Here is a 15,784-nt window from a genome sequence, read left to right on the forward strand (position 1 = left end):
CTTTTTGTAATTTTCGGGTGATCGCGGTTTGAATTTATTCAAGCTGAGGAAAGTCCATGCTCGCACAGACTGAGATGTCTGTAGTGTTCGTGCTTAGCGAAATCATAAGCTAAGGTACTTGATTTAGTAAGGTCTGCAAGTTTTTAAACGAGCTGATTTTACTTTTTAAAGTAACGGCAGGAAAAATGACTAAGGTTTCGGCTATGTCAAAGTACCCTTGAAAGTGCCACAGTGACGAAGCAATTTTGGAAACGGAATTGGTGGAACGCGGTAAACCCCTCGAGCGAGCAACCCAAACAATGGTAGGGGCACTCTTCTAAAGGAAATGAACGAGTAGAAGAGGCAGATTGATTTCTGCAGATAGATGATGACCGTCGAGTGTCTTTCCCTGAGAGGCATTCGATACAGAACATGGCTTACAGAAAATTACAAGTATTCAGGATGACCTTCCAACTTTGTTGTGAAGGCTTTTTTTAAAGTAAGAGACAAACAAAGTTTTATTATAGAGTAACGAGCAGTTCTTAACGATAACAAGAACAAGAGGAGATATAATGACAAAAGAAAAAACATTTAAACTTGTCGCAACAGCTGCAAGTGGTTTAGAAGCATTAGTAGGCAAAGAATTAAGAGATTTAGGTATTCCTTGTGAAGTAGAAAATGGTAAGGCTTTATTTGAAGGGACAATGGAAACAATCGCTACGGCTAACTTATGGCTTAGAACAGCAGATCGCATCAAAATCATTGTTGGTGAATTTGATGCGTTTAGCTTCGATGAATTATTTGAAAAAGTCAAAGCGTTGCCTTGGGAAGATTATTTGCCAATGGATGCAGAATTTCCTGTGGCTGGAAAATCAATTAAATCTAAATTATACAGCACACCAGACTGTCAATCAATCACTAAAAAAGCAATCGTTAATCGTTTAAGAGAAGTGTATCATCGCCCAGCAACAGTGCCTTTAGCTGAAACTGGTGCCTTTTTTCAATTAGAAGTTGCTCTTTTAAAAGATCATGTAACGGTAACGATCGATACAACTGGACCAAGTTTATTTAAACGAGGTTATCGTATTGAAAAAGGTGGGGCACCATTAAAAGAAAATATGGCAGCGGCTTTAGTGATGTTAACGAATTGGCGCAAAGATCGTCCGTTTTTTGATCCTGTTTGTGGCTCGGGTACGATTTGTATTGAGGCCGCTTTGATTGGTCATAATATTGCACCAGGTTTTAACCGTGAGTTTGTCTGTGAAACTTGGGATTGGTTTGATTCCGCTGTTTTTGAAAAAGTTCGCAAAGAAGCTGATGAAAAGGCAGATTACGATGTCGAATTAGACATTATGGGATCTGATATCAACGGAAAAATGATTGAAATCGCTAAAGCAAATGCAGAAGAAATCGGGTTAGGCGATTCTATTACGTTTAAACAGTTAGCATTACGTGATTTTACAACGGAAAAAGAATATGGCGTGATGGTTGCGAATCCACCTTATGGAGAGCGTTTAGGTGAAGAGGAATCTGTACGTAAGTTGTATAAAGAAATGGGCGAAGTATTCCGCCCACTAAAAACATGGAGCAAATATATTTTAACGAGTGATTTGACGTTTGAACAATATTACGGTGCAAGAGCGACGAAGAAAAGAAAGTTATACAATGGTGCATTACGTACTGATTTGTTCCAATACTGGGGTGAAAGACCACCGAGAAAACCAAGGGAAGAGTAGGTGAAGAGACATGAAAGAACAAGAATTTTTACAAGAAATCAAAGAAGTTGAGTTGTTAAACGCAGCTTTAGGTTTATTAGAATGGGATAGTCAAACTGGTATGCCAGAAGCGAGCAGTGAATTCAGAGGAGAAGCTGTCGGTTATTTATCGGGTATGTCATTTGAGCGCAGTGTGGGCCCGAAAGTTCAAGAAGCTCTTGCCTATTTTGACACACATTCAGATGAGTTATCAGAGGTTGGATTAGCTGTTTATAAGAAGATCAAAGAAGATTACGAACTCAACCATAGTATACCAGCTGAGCGGATGCAGGCGTACAATACAGCATTAACAAATGCTCACACAGCTTGGTTGAAAGCCAGAAACGTAAAAGATTTTGCTGAGATGAAAAACGAAATTCAAGCGATCATCGATTTCCTAAAGGAGTTTATTCCTTATTGGAAAAAAGAGGAAGCAACGAATTATGATGTTTTATTGAATCAATACGAACCTGGATTGACAGTTGAAAAATTAGATCAGATTTTTGATCAAGTAAAAACTGGAATCTTGGAAATCAGAGCTACATTAGCTGAAAAAGGGACTGTACCTCGTACGGACTTTTTATCTAGACGTGTTACGAAAGAGCAACAACGAACTTTTGTTATAGGAGTGGCAGAGCAATTAGGCTATGACTTTTCTCGTGGTCGTTTAGACGATACGGTTCATCCATTTATGTTGGATTTAAATCGTAACGATGCACGGATCACTACACGTTGGGATGAGACCAATTTTTCAATGGCAACTTTTGGGGTCATTCATGAAGCAGGTCATGGGATTTATGAGCAAAGTATCGACCCTAAATATGATTATACGCCACTTTCTACAGGAGCTTCTATGGGGATTCACGAATCTCAATCGTTGTTTAATGAAATTATTATCGGGAGCAATAAACAATTTTGGCAAAAACAATTTTCGTTTTTTAAAGAATGCACAGAGGGTACTTTTGACGACATTGATTTTGATACTTTTTATAATTCCTTAAAAGAGACCAAAGCGAGCTTGGTACGAATTGAAGCAGATAGTTTAACGTATCCACTTCATATTATTATTCGTTATGAAATTGAGAAAATGATTTTTAATGAGGGCGTTTCAGTTGATGATCTACCTCAAATTTGGAATGACAAATATGAGGAATATTTAGGGATCCGACCAGAGAATGATTTAGAAGGAATCGTACAGGATGTTCATTGGTCTGGTGGCAGTTTTGGTTATTTCCCATCATACGCTTTAGGCTACATGTACGCTGCTCAGTTACGCCACGCAATGGGGCAAGAAATGGATGTAGATGCGGTGTTAGCGAGTGATGATTATTCATCGATCAAAAACTGGTTGACAGAGCATATTCATCAATATGGCGCATCAAGAAAGCCAAATCAATTGATTTTAGATGCAACAGGTGAAGCGTTGAATCCGCAATACTTGATCGACTATATGAAATCAATTTATTATGATGTTTATAAAATAAATGAATAACTATTTTTAGCAAGCAACAGAAACGAGGGAGCAGTTATGTTATCAATCAACGAATACCTGAAGGCCGGTGAAACGACTGTTTCCAATTTAGTTATTGAGAATTATCAAAAAATTGGTTTAACAGACGAAGAATTTTTATTTTGGTTGCAGTTGTTCCGTTCCCAATCAAAAGGTGATTTATTTCCAGATTTAATTGAAATCAGTCAAATGATGGGGAAACCTATCGATGTTATTTATAAATTGATGAATGAGCTTGTAACGCGTGGTTTTTTGGTTATTGAAACGAAACAAAATGATCAAGGTCAGATGATGGATACGTATGATTTATTCCCAATTTTCGAAAAAATTGATCTTTTGCAACAAAAGCTAACTGAAAAAGAAAAAGAAGTGACGTCAGAAGAAACAATCAAACAACTTTATCAAGGGTTTGAAAAAGAGTTTGGTCGCCAACTATCTCCAATAGAACTGGAGATGATTGGTCAGTGGTTAGAAACAGATCATTATAAACCTGAACTTATCAGACTAGCGTTAAGAGAAGCAGTGTTAAATCAAGCGTATAGTTTAAAATATATCGATCGGATCTTGTTGGCTTGGGAACGTAAAAATATTACGACGAAAGAGCAAGTAGCGGAAGATCAAAAACGTCGGAAGCAAGTGTTGATTCAAAAGGAAATCGAGCAACAGGGGACCCAAAATGAGCCAATTCCTAAAGTGACACTTCATAATTGGCTTAATCCGGAAGATAGTGAATAGGAGGTAGATAAATGCTTTCTAAAGAAAAAACGATGGAAGCAATAGAAATCATGTACGATATGTTCCCAGATGCTGCATGTGAGCTGACCCATAAAAGCCCATTTCAACTATTGATTGCTGTTATTTTAAGTGCACAGGCAACAGATGTTTCTGTGAATAAAGCAACACCTGCACTATTTGCCGCATATCCAACACCAGAGGAACTTGCAACAGCACCATTAGAAGATATCATTCAAAAAATCAAAACGATCGGGTTATATCGAAATAAAGCAAAGAATATTAAAGCGTGTGCTGTCCAATTACTGGATCAGTTTGACGGAAAAGTACCTGAATCACGTGAAGAGCTAGTTTCATTACCCGGTGTTGGTCGTAAAACGGCTAATGTGGTGATGGGAGATGCTTTTGGTGAACCAGCTATCGCGGTTGATACGCATGTAGAACGAGTGTCAAAGCGTTTACGTATTTGCAAGTTAGATGCCAATGTGATGGAAGTCGAGCGAACATTGATGAGAAAAATTCCTAAAGAATTATGGGTCAAAACCCATCATACAATGATTTTTTTCGGTCGTTATCACTGTTTAGCACGAAATCCTAAATGCGATAGTTGTCCGCTTTTGTATATGTGCCAAGAGGGGAAAACAAGAATGAACACAAAATAAATAGAGTACCGTAAACGGATAATTAGTTTACGGTACTCTATTTATTTATGTTATTTTAACCAATTCCAACAACGAAATGGAATAATTTATCTGAATAAGTAAGCTCATCTAAATCAACTTTAATCGTTTCATTCAGTAATTTCAGTTCATCTGTAACAATCCCATCTACACCATAAAACATCATTCGCGTCATCGTATCTTCATCATTAACGGTCCAAGCATAGACTTTTTTCCCATCATTATGAGCTGCGTTAATAAAGTTACGATTTAAAGTAGTATATTCCATCGTGAAGAAATCTACATTAGATATGGGTGGTCCAACAATATTGAAAGGCAAAATATAACCAACGTAAAATTCGGGTTCTTGTTCTTTTAATTGTGTTGCTGTATCAAAAGTCAAAGTATGGAGAATGTGTTTTTCCGTTAGAATTACTTTCCGATATTTTTTGATAAATCGTTTAACGAGATCTGGACTATCTTGTGGTGTTGTTTTGATCTCAATCAGTAATTTTTGGTTGAGTTCCTTTGCTTTTTCGAGATAGTCATCAAAGGAGCAAACGTTTGCTTCCATGCCATTCTCTTTCGCTATTAACTTAGTTAATTCATCTAAGGTTAGCTGATTTGGTCTTTTATCAACACCAGTAAGTTTTTTTAAATTAAAATCATGCATGACGACAAATTGTTTGTCTTTGGTTTCTTGTATATCCATCTCGACATAGGTAGGATGCTCTAAACTTGTTTTTTCAAGAGAGGGCAATGTATTTTGAACACCATTTTCTGCATCAACACCGCGGTGAGAGATTGTTAGCGGTTCGGTTACGGAAGGATTACTTAAATAATTCGTATTATAAGTACCAACACCAATGCCGAACAAAGCTGCTATAAAAGCAAATGAACCAATTTTGAAAACAGTCCATTCTTTCTTTGGTTGTTTGGGCTGATCGTAAAACCACTGTGGTAGCTCGGGTAAAAAGCCTTCATCATCCATGTAATCAATGGTGATATAGAAAATCCCTACTGTCGAAAAGACAATATTAAGAAGTAAAATAAATTGTAAAAGCGTCATAGCAATCACCGCACTAACTAGCGCATAATCAGGAATAGCCATCTCGATAATAGCCTGTACACTTAGAATCACGGTATAACTAAGAACGAAAACGACAAGAATACTTCCACCGATTATAATAAATTGTCCTAGAATCCTAAAAAAGTGATGTTTAGTTGAGCGCCAACTTTCTTTAACAGCTTGACGAAAGGGAACATCTCTTAAAATCATTTCAGGTAATGCAAAAATCAAACGAATTGAAAGATAGAAGAAAAGTAAATAACCTAGACCAACTAATGCAATAATCGTGACACGATTGGCGAAAATAAAGTCCATGATAAAGGCTGGAATTTTTATTTTTGCCAGTAGATCCGAGTTGAATCCTAATCCACTAAGTGGTAACACTAAGAAGAAATAGAACAGGAAAAAAAGAATTGTACTAAAGCGAATTTTCTTAAGTTGAAGAATCGTACCTTTAAGTAAATTGGTTAGAGAAATGGGTTCTTTTTTCTTGATAAAAAAAATGCTCAAGAGTAAAAAAGTAAATTCGAAGAAGACTGCAATCACGATTGCCAGTAATACAAGAATCAATGCAATCAAGACACCAGGATGCTTTAAAAATATCAGTTGAATCGTATCATAAGATAGATAATCAATCTTCCCTTGTCTCAATATAAATCGAGTCGAACTAGCTAAAAGAGGGAGTAACACAAAGAGCATAAACCCGTGCATCAACAAGACATCTCGAAAATATGCTGAGGTACCCGCAAAAAAATCAATCATGTTTTTAAAACTATTTTTTAAGTATTTCATTGTTTATTCCACCCCTACAAAACGAATAAAAGAAGATAGGATACTGTTGCATCCTATCCCAACTCTGTTTTTATTATATATTTTTATGCTTTAAAAGCCTAATAAACCGTTTAAGAATGTCCCACCGTATATCAATGCTAAACTATACAAGAAGATTGAGACGGGTTTTGCTAAGATGATGATCAATGTAAATTTCTTTAAGGACATTTTTGTCAAACCGGCCATTAAACAAAGCGCATCATCCGGCGCAATCGGTAGGAAAATAGCTAAAGCAAAGAGACGTTCAAAGCGTTTCTCATTGTCTAACCAGCCAATATATTTATTGTATGTCTTATCACTGACTAAACTTAAAATAAATGGTTTTCCGTATTGACGACCTAAAAGGAAAATAATCACAGACCCAATTGCGATTCCGACATAGTTATAGATAAAGCCAGCAAATGGTCCGAAAATAAGAACACCGGCAGCGCAACTGATACCGCCTGGTATAATTGGAATAACGACCTGAATGATCTGGATCAACATAAACAATATAGGACCTAAGATAACAGAGTCACCGACTAATCCTCTCAATGCGTCTACATCTTTAAAAACACCTAATCGTATAAAATAAATGGTCACAGCAATCGTTGCTATAATTCCCACGATTGAAATGCAGTTAATAATTTTTCTTGAAAGCGCGATGCTCATGTCTATCATCTCCTTAGTTTATAAGCGTAATGGCTCGTTTAATCTCGTAGAACAATTAGAAAACAAGGTTGTCATGGACAATAGCTTATTTTTTTCTAGAGACTAACAAATATTTTGTTAAATTAATTATTTATAGTATAAAAGTCTTTGAATTATTTTACCATTGTTACTTAGCAAATTTCACGAACAAAGTTGTAAGAAGGAACTTATTATGTGTATTATACAAAGAATTATTATGGAAAACATCCTACTTTAGCCCTAAATGAGAAAATTACTAAGTGATTCCTATTTACAAGAAACAATGAGAGGATTATAATTGTTTTAAAGATTAAGGTATGCCTAAAAATATAATAGTATAAACCTGATGATTTATAGTTGGAAGAAGGATTAAGGATGAAGAAAGAAAAAAATGAAGCAGAGAAGTTATTGGACTATGCAAATGGGCCTAGTTTAGAGGAGATCAATAATACTGTTGATGTACCGAAAAATGCTAATTTTTGGCGAACATTGATGGCTTATAGTGGACCTGGGGCTCTGGTAGCGGTCGGATATATGGATCCCGGGAATTGGATCACATCGATTGCTGGTGGTGCGGAATATAAATATGCATTACTGAGTGTCATCTTATTATCTAGCTTGATTGCTATGTTGCTTCAAAGTATGGCAGCTAAATTAGGTATCGTAACGGGAAGAGATTTGGCTCAAGCGACTAGAGAACAAACAAGCAAAAAGACAGGATTTGTTTTATGGATCATTACTGAACTTGCAATTATGGCAACAGACATTGCGGAGGTAATTGGTGGCGCTGTTGCTTTACAATTATTATTTGGTTTCCCATTATTGATCGGTGTATTGATTACGACGTTTGATGTCCTTTTATTGTTGCTGTTGACGAAATTAGGTTTTAGAAAAATCGAAGCGATCGTAGCGTGTTTGATTGCCATTATCTTTTTTGTGTTTGCGTATGAAGTTGCATTAGCTGATCCAAACATTGGTGAAGTCCTGCGTGGTTTTATTCCTGATACTAGAATAGCTAGTGACAAATCGATGCTATTTTTAGCACTAGGAATCGTTGGAGCAACTGTAATGCCCCATAATTTATATTTGCATTCATCTATTGCACAAGCAAGAAAATTCGATCGTAATGATGATAAAGCAAAAGCAAAAGCCATCCGTTTTACAATTTGGGATTCCAATATCCAATTAACGGTTGCATTTATTGTCAATTGTTTGTTGTTGATTTTAGGTGGTGCATTGTTTTACGGGACAAATAGTGATTTGGGTAAGTTTGTGGACCTGTATGATGCGTTGAAGAACCCTAATATTGTTGGAAACATTGCGAGCCCTGTTTTGAGTATTCTGTTTGCCGTAGCATTGCTTGCATCTGGTCAGAATTCAACGATAACTGGGACACTTTCTGGTCAGATCGTTATGGAAGGGTTTATTCACTTAAAAATGCCGCTGTGGATGCGTAGAGTCGTAACACGTTTGATTGCGATCGTACCGGTAATTATCTGTGTGATTCTTTATGGCGGCAGTGAATCAGCGGTAGAAGATTTACTGTTATATACTCAAGTATTTTTAAGTATAGCTTTGCCAATCTCAATCATTCCTTTAACGATGTATACAAGTGATAAAAAAATCATGGGCCGATTCGCTAACCCAATGTGGGTCAAAGTTTTGGCTTGGATCATTGCGATTATCTTGACAGCATTGAACTTATTCTTGATTTACGGAACGTTAACAGGAGTAAATGCTTAGAATAGAAAAAGAAAGCGATTCTTATTGGGGTGGCTTTCTTTTTGCATATATAATAGAATTTGGTTTGCAGAAATGGTAGAATGAACAAGACTAAAATTTTGAAATGAGGGTTTTAAGTGACTGAATATTTAAATGTTGGAAAAATCGTCAATACTCAAGGCTTAAAAGGCGAAGTACGAATAATTTCCCAAACGGATTTTCCAGAACTACGCTATAAAAAAGGATCAGTTTTGACATTATTTCAAGAAAAAAAGGCACCAATTGAATTAACGATCAAAACGCACAGAAAACATAAAAATTTTGATATTGTAACATTTGAAGATCATTTTTCTATCAACGATGTTGAGAAATATCGTGATGGGATACTAAAAGTGTCAAAAGATGGTTTGAAGGATTTACCAGGAGATGAATTTTATTATCACGAAATCATTGGGTTGACGGTTATCGATGAAAACGATGAAGAACTTGGTAAAATCAAAGAAATTCTTTCACCAGGAGCAAATGATGTCTGGGTTGTTCAAAGACCGAAGAAAAAAGATGCATTGATTCCTTATATCGAATCTGTTGTTAAGTCTGTTGATATTGAAGAAGGAGTCGTTCGTGTAGAAATTCCAGAAGGTTTGATTGATGATGAAAATTGATGTGTTAACGCTTTTTCCACGAATGTTTGAAGGTCCGATGGGGGAATCAATCATTGGAAAAGCTGTAGAGAAAAATTTACTGGAAATCAATGTTTCTAATTTCCGTGATCATTCTGATAATAAGCATCAGTCGGTTGACGATTATCCTTATGGTGGTGGAGCAGGAATGCTGCTAAAAGTTCAACCAATTTTTGACAACTTAAGAAGAATCGAAGAGGCATCACCAGAAATTAAAAAACGTGTGATCTTGCTAGATCCAGCGGGGAAACGTTTTGACCAAAAAATGGCGGAAGAGTTTTCCGAAGAGGAGCATTTAATTTTTATTTGCGGCCATTATGAAGGGTACGATGAGCGGATTCGTTCTCTTGTTACGGACGAAGTTTCATTAGGAGATTATGTTTTAACTGGTGGAGAATTAGGTGCAATGGTCATGATCGATGCAACTGTTCGTTTACTTCCAGATGTTTTAGGAAATAAATTATCTGCGCAAACAGATTCTCATTCAACAGGATTGTTGGAACATCCACAATACACACGTCCAGCTGAATTTAATGGAATGAACGTGCCAGAAGTCCTAACGAATGGCAATCATAAATTGATTGCGGAATGGCAATTGAAAGAATCATTGCGTAGAACGTATTTAAGACGTCCAGATATGCTGGAAACTCTTGAATTTGACGATGAAATGAAAAAATTCCTTGCAGAAATCATCAAGGAAGAAAAGTCCGCACGTGAATAGAAATCGAACCATCTTTAAAGAAAAATTCCTTTACAGCTTAGATGAGCTATGTTAAACTATTTCAGTGAGTGCAAAGCGCTCAACTATTACGATATTCCGCTGTGGCATAGGCCATAAGAATGTTTGGAATGAGGAGAAAAAAGAATGAATCAATTAATTCAAGAATTAACACAAGAACAATTACGTACGGATATCCCTGCGTTTCGTCCTGGAGACACTGTTCGCGTACATGCGAAAGTAGTTGAAGGAACACGCGAACGTATCCAATTATTTGAAGGAGTTGTTATCGGACGCCGCGGCGCTGGTATCAGCGAAACTTATACAGTACGTAAAATTTCAAACGGTGTTGGTGTGGAACGTACTTTCCCATTACACACACCACGTGTTGCTCAAATCGAAGTAGTTCGCTATGGTAAAGTTCGTCGTGCGAAACTTTATTACTTACGTGCATTACATGGTAAAGCAGCTCGTATTAAAGAAATTCGTCGTTAAAAACTTGTTATTAATTAACAGTGAACCCCTTGTTTATCAAGGGGTTTTATTTTTTTGCTCGTTTTCTTAAGTGTTGTTTGGATTTTAAAATATATTTTTCCAAAAGCAAAAGGGGGCAAAAAAGGGGCAAGGGGCTATGAGCCCTTTTTTATTTTACCGTTGTACTCGTGTTGCATAAAAAAACAATCTAATTTGAGTAATATATTCACACTGTAAAACTTCTTTTGCTAGATGCTATAAATTACAAAAAAACGCATCATATTCATATTAGGAGTAAACGTATATGAATAAAGGGACAGTAAAAAGGTTTAACTCAGACAAAGGTTTTGGTTTCATCACTGGTGAAGCTGGTAATAACATATTTGCACATTTTTCAGTAATCCCACACTGAAAACCATATATACTAACCAAGAACACCCATCTATGTTTTCTTACAATCATCAGCTGCCCATTTATTGGGCGGTTTTCGTACCCTTAGCTCAGTTGGTCAGAGCAGACGGCTCATCATAACCGTCCGGTCGCAGGTTCGAGTTCTGCAAGGTACATTATAGTAAGTGAGTATATGCTTTGCACAGCCAAACTTATTAGTATATACTAATCATATTCTAATAAAGTGGTATTATGAATACTCCTTGTAAAATGCCGTCCATGCGATCGGGGGCATTTTATATTTGATGAAAAACTGCTATTAAGTTGTACTATTAGTTGGTATTATATGCCTGTCCACTTTGCAAGAGTGATTCAGTATGCCGTCTCTAACAAGGCGGTTTTTTTGTGAAAAGAATTTATAATTTGATACACCTATAGTGAAGCTATTTATAGAATAAAGTTACAAAATTGTTAGAAGAATACATGGTTAAAATTGTTTCCGTAGTGTTAAACTATACTAAATTAAATTATATGAGGTGAATCATTATGAATAAAATACTTGGATTGATTGGTCTTATTGCATTATGCGCTATTGGTTACTTTGCTTTTGATTACTACAACCAAACATATAATACTACGGTAGCGTATGCGAAGGTCCCAACGGATGTTCCTGAAATTTCAGACACTCTGGATATTGATGGTAAAAAGGTAAAAGATACCTACTCTTATAAGTACAATGTCACATTCGTGAAAGAAAACGGAGACAAACAAGAGATGGATTTTGAGTTGTTCGGGAAAAACCCAAAACCATTTGAATCAGGGGCATACATTAAAGCAGAAATAAGCAAAGAAAGAGTAAATAGTCCAACTCAAATTTCGGAAAATGAAGTTCCGAACAAAGTGAGAGAAGAACTCGATAACTAAAATTTAAGTGAAAAGACCCTAGCGTTTCCGAGGGTCTTTTATTGTGTTCGGGAAAATCCTGACAAACCTAACTGATTCATATAAAAATTAACCTTACGATAATATACGCAAGGAGGGGAGAAAATTATTTTATGCAATTGATTTTAATGATTTTAAGACAAATTCACGAATAAAACTATCAGGATTGCGAACGAAGAATTTCTCTATAACCAGATGATTTCTACTGTTGTAATAACCATGAACAGATACTTCATATTTGCCTTCATCTAAAAATAAAATTAAATTTGCTAACTCTTTTTTTCTAACTATACAGTTGATATTCTCGAAAGAGCGAAGTGTAAAACGAATTTTGGTATCTGGAAACATTTTAATTACTCTAATTTTATCAATTACACCTACATAACTATTCTTTTTAATAAAGTGCACCTTCCTTACATATAAGTAAAATATAAACTTATCCAATTCGACCTCGTTTATTCCCTTTTGTCCACTACACTGTGAATAGTACTGAAACTCTTCGTAAGATAATAATCCTGCTTCACACTTGTCTATTATGTTCATCTCTTTCCCCTCTTTTTTAGTAACCAATCATCGAATGGATAATCAATTTTTCTAGTTTCCATTTTAAAGTCAGTTAACTTGTAGACTTTGCTAGTAGATAGTAGCGAATACTGATTCGGATAGATGTATTCAAAGACTATGAAGTGATCAATTTTTTCTAACAGAAATGCTACAAGGTAATCTCGTTTCTTTACAGGAGGAAAAGACCAAAAATTGTAAACAGTTCCTTCTATGTTTATTCGCTTAGAGGGTAACTTCCTAAAGGGAATAAGATGAAACGAGTAACAATATTGAGCTGGTCGTATATGCTCGTTAAGATGTACAGTTTTTACATATCTCATTATCATCACCTTGAGAACATTATACGAACTTTTGTTCTCTTTGTCTGCTAGAATTGTCTAATTAAGCGCAACATTTAATATATCCTTCAGAAAAAGGATTTTTAATAATTGTTTTTTGCATTATGAGATTGTTATTAGTATTATTATGTTAAAGTAACTTTATATGTAACAATAATTTTTAAATTAAAGGAGGATAATTATGCTTTATTCACCATTGTATGAATGTGATGTTCCATTCTTTCGTTAAAACAAATATAAATTAACGGAGGAAGAGAACATGATTATTGAAGAATACAACGATAAATATTTGAAAGATATTACTAGCGTCTGGAATGATGCGATTACCTCAGGTGTGTATTTTCCGCAAGAAAACACTTTAACAGTAACGGAAGCAAAACCCTTTTTTGAAAGCCAAGACTTTACTGGGGTTGCTATAATCAATTCTGAAGTAGTTGGGGTTTATATTTTGCACCCTAACTCAATAGGAAGACTTGACCATGTCGCCAATGCTTCCTACGCTGTCAAAGAAAGTGCTAGAGGGAACAAGATTGGAGAACGGTTAGTTTTACATTCTATTGAGACCTCAAAAATACTGAAATATAAGATACTACAGTTTAATGCTGTCGTTACAACAAATCAATACGCTATCCAATTGTATGAAAAGCTTGGATTTATTAAAATAGGTAAAGTTCCAAAATCTTATAGAAATATTTCTGGAGAGTATGAAGATATACTACTTTATTATATTGATTTAGAATAAGAATGTACTATGAACTAAGGAGCAAGGGAAACTTACTTGCTCCTTAATTGATTTACATTCATGATTAAGATCAGTCAATCAAAGTTGAAGATATCTCGTAAAATATTTCATAAGGTGTTTGCCAATCCAAACACTTTCTGGGTCTATTGTTTAATTTAATAATCATAGATTCAATATATTTCTCTGAAACAGGAGCCATATCAGTACGCTTTGGTAGGTATTCACGTATTAATCCATTTGTATTCTCATTTGTCCCGCGCTGCCATGGAGACCAAGGGTCTGCAAAGTAGCAATCAACACCGCATACTCTACTGAAATATTTGTACTTTGCAAATTCGGGCCCTCTATCTGGTGTAATGGTTTTACGTTGCTTCTTGTTTAGAGGAGATAATAATTTTACAATCATATCCCTTACACAAATTGAATCATTTTTAGCAATTCTACCTGCTAGTAAAAAGCGAGACTTTCGATCAACTAAGGTTACAAGACATGATTTTCCTCTGTGTCCTAACACAGTATCCGCTTCCCAGTGCCCAAGCTCCTCTCTAGTCTCAGCTTTTGTTGGACGTTCGTGTATCGTTTTCACATCAGTAAACCGCCCACGTCGATCTCCAATTCTTTTATTCACTGATTTCCTTCCTTTTCGTCTTAACATTTTTCGTGCCCCAGGACTACTTGCAGAGAACCCTTCATCAAATAGACCATCGTAAATAGAGCGGTAAATAGTAGGATAACTGACAATAGATTCATTATTCTCTAAGTTAATTCTATTCGCTATCTGTTCTGGAGACCATTGTTCCTCAAAAAGTAGTTTGCGAATAATTTCTTTATAAGGTGACTGATCCAAAATTCTCTTTCTCCTGCATTTCTGCTTGTTCTTATGATACGATTTTTGTGCTAGAGAAGGAGAATATGTTCTAAACTTTGTAGTATTCCTTTTAAGTTCCCTCATAACAGTTGACGGACTTCTTTTGATCAAGCGCCCAATTCTACGAATAGTAAATCCAAAACCATGATAGAGAAAGATCATTTCCCGCTCACGTATAGTAAGGTGTGTGTATGAAGTCATAGCTGAATACCTCCTAGTAGATATAATTCGTCAACACCATTATAGCAGGCTTTTTCACCTTCCACTTTTAGTGTTGCACTTAAATTATACATTCTAGTAGAATAAGATATTTTACAACAAAAGTTTAAAGAAGCTATAACAGAAGAAATATTAGAAGAGGCAGAACAAGTAAAAGAGCAGTTTGACGAGATTAAAACAAACAAGACGTAGAACGCATACAACTCCGTAATACTCTTCAAACTACCCACGAGATGAACAAATTCTAAAGTATCCTCGTATTTTTTGAGATGAGATTTTTTATTTTCTGAAAAAGAAAAAGCAACCACCTTTTTCGGTAGCTGCTGCAGATTAACGATTATTTACATTGTATCTACTTTATCTTTATTAGCAATCAGTGGAAATAATTTTAAACAATAAATCGCAGATAGACCTACTAATACATACACAATTTTAGCAAGGATAGTAGTTGGTCCACCAAAGATTGCAGCTACTAAATCAAATTCAAAGAGTCCGACCAATAACCAATTCAATCCCCCAACGATAACTAATGCTAATGCAACTGAGTCTAAAGCTTTCATAAGTATTCCTCCTTCTTTAATATTTTTAAGTATAAGTCATAAGGAAGAATTTTTCATATACAATGCTCATGAGAATTATCTTTTTGAAAAATTTAATTAATATGATAGTATGTTTTAGGTGTTTTTTTCGTTTAAATAATCTTTTTTGATGGGATGGTTTGTAGATAAAGAAAAAGTACTTCAGAGGCCTGAGATAAAAAAAGTTTGGGGCCACTTAAGGTAAGGATTAGTTGATATAGGAATCTCACAAGTTTTACAAAGTTCTAACATCTAGCATGACATTGCAGATAAAACTAGTAGTAGCTATGTAGTTTGGCATACATAGCTTAAGGTTGAAACGAAAGGAGCTATCTTAACTCCAGCT

The 15,784-nt window shown here is 35.5% G+C and carries 14 protein-coding genes, 1 tRNA gene, 1 other RNA gene and 2 pseudogenes; 13 read left to right on the forward strand and 5 right to left on the reverse strand.

Annotation, left to right across the window (positions count from 1 at the left end; translation table 11 throughout):
* Positions 1–9 precede the first annotated feature (9 nt).
* From rnpB to nth, 5 genes are all read left to right on the forward strand, one after another.
* Positions 10–424, forward strand: an RNA gene (gene rnpB / locus BCR22_RS09985) — RNase P RNA component class B.
* Positions 425–551: 127 nt separating this feature from the next.
* A complete protein-coding gene (locus tag BCR22_RS09990; protein WP_069654764.1) occupies positions 552–1,715 on the forward strand; it encodes a THUMP domain-containing class I SAM-dependent RNA methyltransferase in 1,164 nt (387 codons plus the stop codon).
* A 10-nt stretch (positions 1,716–1,725) separates the two neighbouring features.
* Positions 1,726–3,225, forward strand: a complete 1,500-nt coding sequence (locus BCR22_RS09995; protein WP_069654765.1) for a carboxypeptidase M32 — start codon at positions 1,726–1,728, stop codon at positions 3,223–3,225.
* Between the two features lie 36 nt (positions 3,226–3,261).
* Entirely contained in the window at positions 3,262–3,978 is a 717-nt protein-coding gene (locus BCR22_RS10000) for a DnaD domain protein (RefSeq protein WP_069654766.1), read from the forward strand.
* 11 nt (positions 3,979–3,989) lie between these two features.
* Positions 3,990–4,637: an endonuclease III gene (nth, locus tag BCR22_RS10005; protein WP_069654767.1), complete on the forward strand. Its 648-nt coding sequence runs from the start codon at positions 3,990–3,992 to the stop codon at positions 4,635–4,637.
* A gap of 55 nt (positions 4,638–4,692) precedes the next feature.
* Here the strand turns inward: nth and BCR22_RS10010 are convergent, their stop codons facing one another.
* Both BCR22_RS10010 and BCR22_RS10015 read right to left on the reverse strand, forming a co-directional pair.
* The gene (locus BCR22_RS10010) at positions 4,693–6,495 is read right to left on the reverse strand and encodes a glycerophosphoryl diester phosphodiesterase membrane domain-containing protein (protein WP_069654768.1); all 1,803 of its coding nucleotides are present in this window, start codon (positions 6,493–6,495) and stop codon (positions 4,693–4,695) included.
* A 90-nt stretch (positions 6,496–6,585) separates the two neighbouring features.
* Positions 6,586–6,975, reverse strand: a pseudogene (locus BCR22_RS10015) (TVP38/TMEM64 family protein); the annotation flags it as partial.
* A 603-nt stretch (positions 6,976–7,578) separates the two neighbouring features.
* Between BCR22_RS10015 and BCR22_RS10020 the strand changes: the two are divergent.
* The 7 genes and pseudogenes from BCR22_RS10020 to BCR22_RS10050 all read left to right on the forward strand — a co-directional run bounded on the left by BCR22_RS10020 (position 7,579) and on the right by BCR22_RS10050 (position 12,111).
* Positions 7,579–8,946: an Nramp family divalent metal transporter gene (locus BCR22_RS10020; RefSeq protein WP_069654769.1), complete on the forward strand. Its 1,368-nt coding sequence runs from the start codon at positions 7,579–7,581 to the stop codon at positions 8,944–8,946.
* Between the two features lie 116 nt (positions 8,947–9,062).
* On the forward strand, positions 9,063–9,587 hold the full coding sequence (gene rimM, locus BCR22_RS10025; protein WP_069654770.1) for a ribosome maturation factor RimM: 525 nt from the start codon (positions 9,063–9,065) through the stop codon (positions 9,585–9,587).
* A complete protein-coding gene (gene trmD / locus BCR22_RS10030) occupies positions 9,577–10,326 on the forward strand; it encodes a tRNA (guanosine(37)-N1)-methyltransferase TrmD (protein ID WP_167351527.1) in 750 nt (249 codons plus the stop codon). Before rimM ends, trmD begins: the two co-directional genes overlap by 11 nt.
* A gap of 144 nt (positions 10,327–10,470) precedes the next feature.
* Positions 10,471–10,818 (forward strand): 50S ribosomal protein L19, encoded by a 348-nt coding sequence (gene rplS, locus BCR22_RS10035; RefSeq protein ID WP_069654772.1) that lies wholly within the window; start codon positions 10,471–10,473, stop codon positions 10,816–10,818.
* A 283-nt stretch (positions 10,819–11,101) separates the two neighbouring features.
* Positions 11,102–11,200, forward strand: a pseudogene (locus tag BCR22_RS10040) (cold-shock protein); the annotation flags it as partial.
* Between the two features lie 86 nt (positions 11,201–11,286).
* A tRNA-OTHER gene (locus tag BCR22_RS10045) sits at positions 11,287–11,363 on the forward strand.
* Between the two features lie 370 nt (positions 11,364–11,733).
* Positions 11,734–12,111 (forward strand): YxeA family protein, encoded by a 378-nt coding sequence (locus BCR22_RS10050; RefSeq protein WP_069654773.1) that lies wholly within the window; start codon positions 11,734–11,736, stop codon positions 12,109–12,111.
* Between the two features lie 129 nt (positions 12,112–12,240).
* Here BCR22_RS10050 and BCR22_RS15755 read toward each other — a convergent pair whose 3' ends face one another.
* Positions 12,241–12,672, reverse strand: a complete 432-nt coding sequence (locus BCR22_RS15755) for a hypothetical protein (RefSeq protein WP_240485875.1) — start codon at positions 12,670–12,672, stop codon at positions 12,241–12,243.
* A 618-nt stretch (positions 12,673–13,290) separates the two neighbouring features.
* Here BCR22_RS15755 and BCR22_RS10065 point away from each other — a divergent pair.
* A complete protein-coding gene (locus tag BCR22_RS10065) occupies positions 13,291–13,773 on the forward strand; it encodes a GNAT family N-acetyltransferase (protein WP_069654775.1) in 483 nt (160 codons plus the stop codon).
* Positions 13,774–13,843: 70 nt separating this feature from the next.
* Here the strand turns inward: BCR22_RS10065 and BCR22_RS10070 are convergent, their stop codons facing one another.
* The gene (locus BCR22_RS10070) at positions 13,844–14,842 is read right to left on the reverse strand and encodes an IS30 family transposase (RefSeq protein WP_069654776.1); all 999 of its coding nucleotides are present in this window, start codon (positions 14,840–14,842) and stop codon (positions 13,844–13,846) included.
* A gap of 359 nt (positions 14,843–15,201) precedes the next feature.
* Positions 15,202–15,420 carry a DUF378 domain-containing protein gene (locus BCR22_RS10075; RefSeq protein ID WP_069654777.1) on the reverse strand — a complete coding sequence of 73 codons (219 nt, stop codon included), beginning with the start codon at positions 15,418–15,420 and terminating at the stop codon, positions 15,202–15,204.
* Between the last annotated feature and the right edge of the window lie 364 nt (positions 15,421–15,784).

Source organism: Enterococcus plantarum (assembly GCF_001730295.1).
Classification (GTDB): Bacteria; Bacillota; Bacilli; order Lactobacillales; family Enterococcaceae; genus Enterococcus_L; species Enterococcus_L plantarum.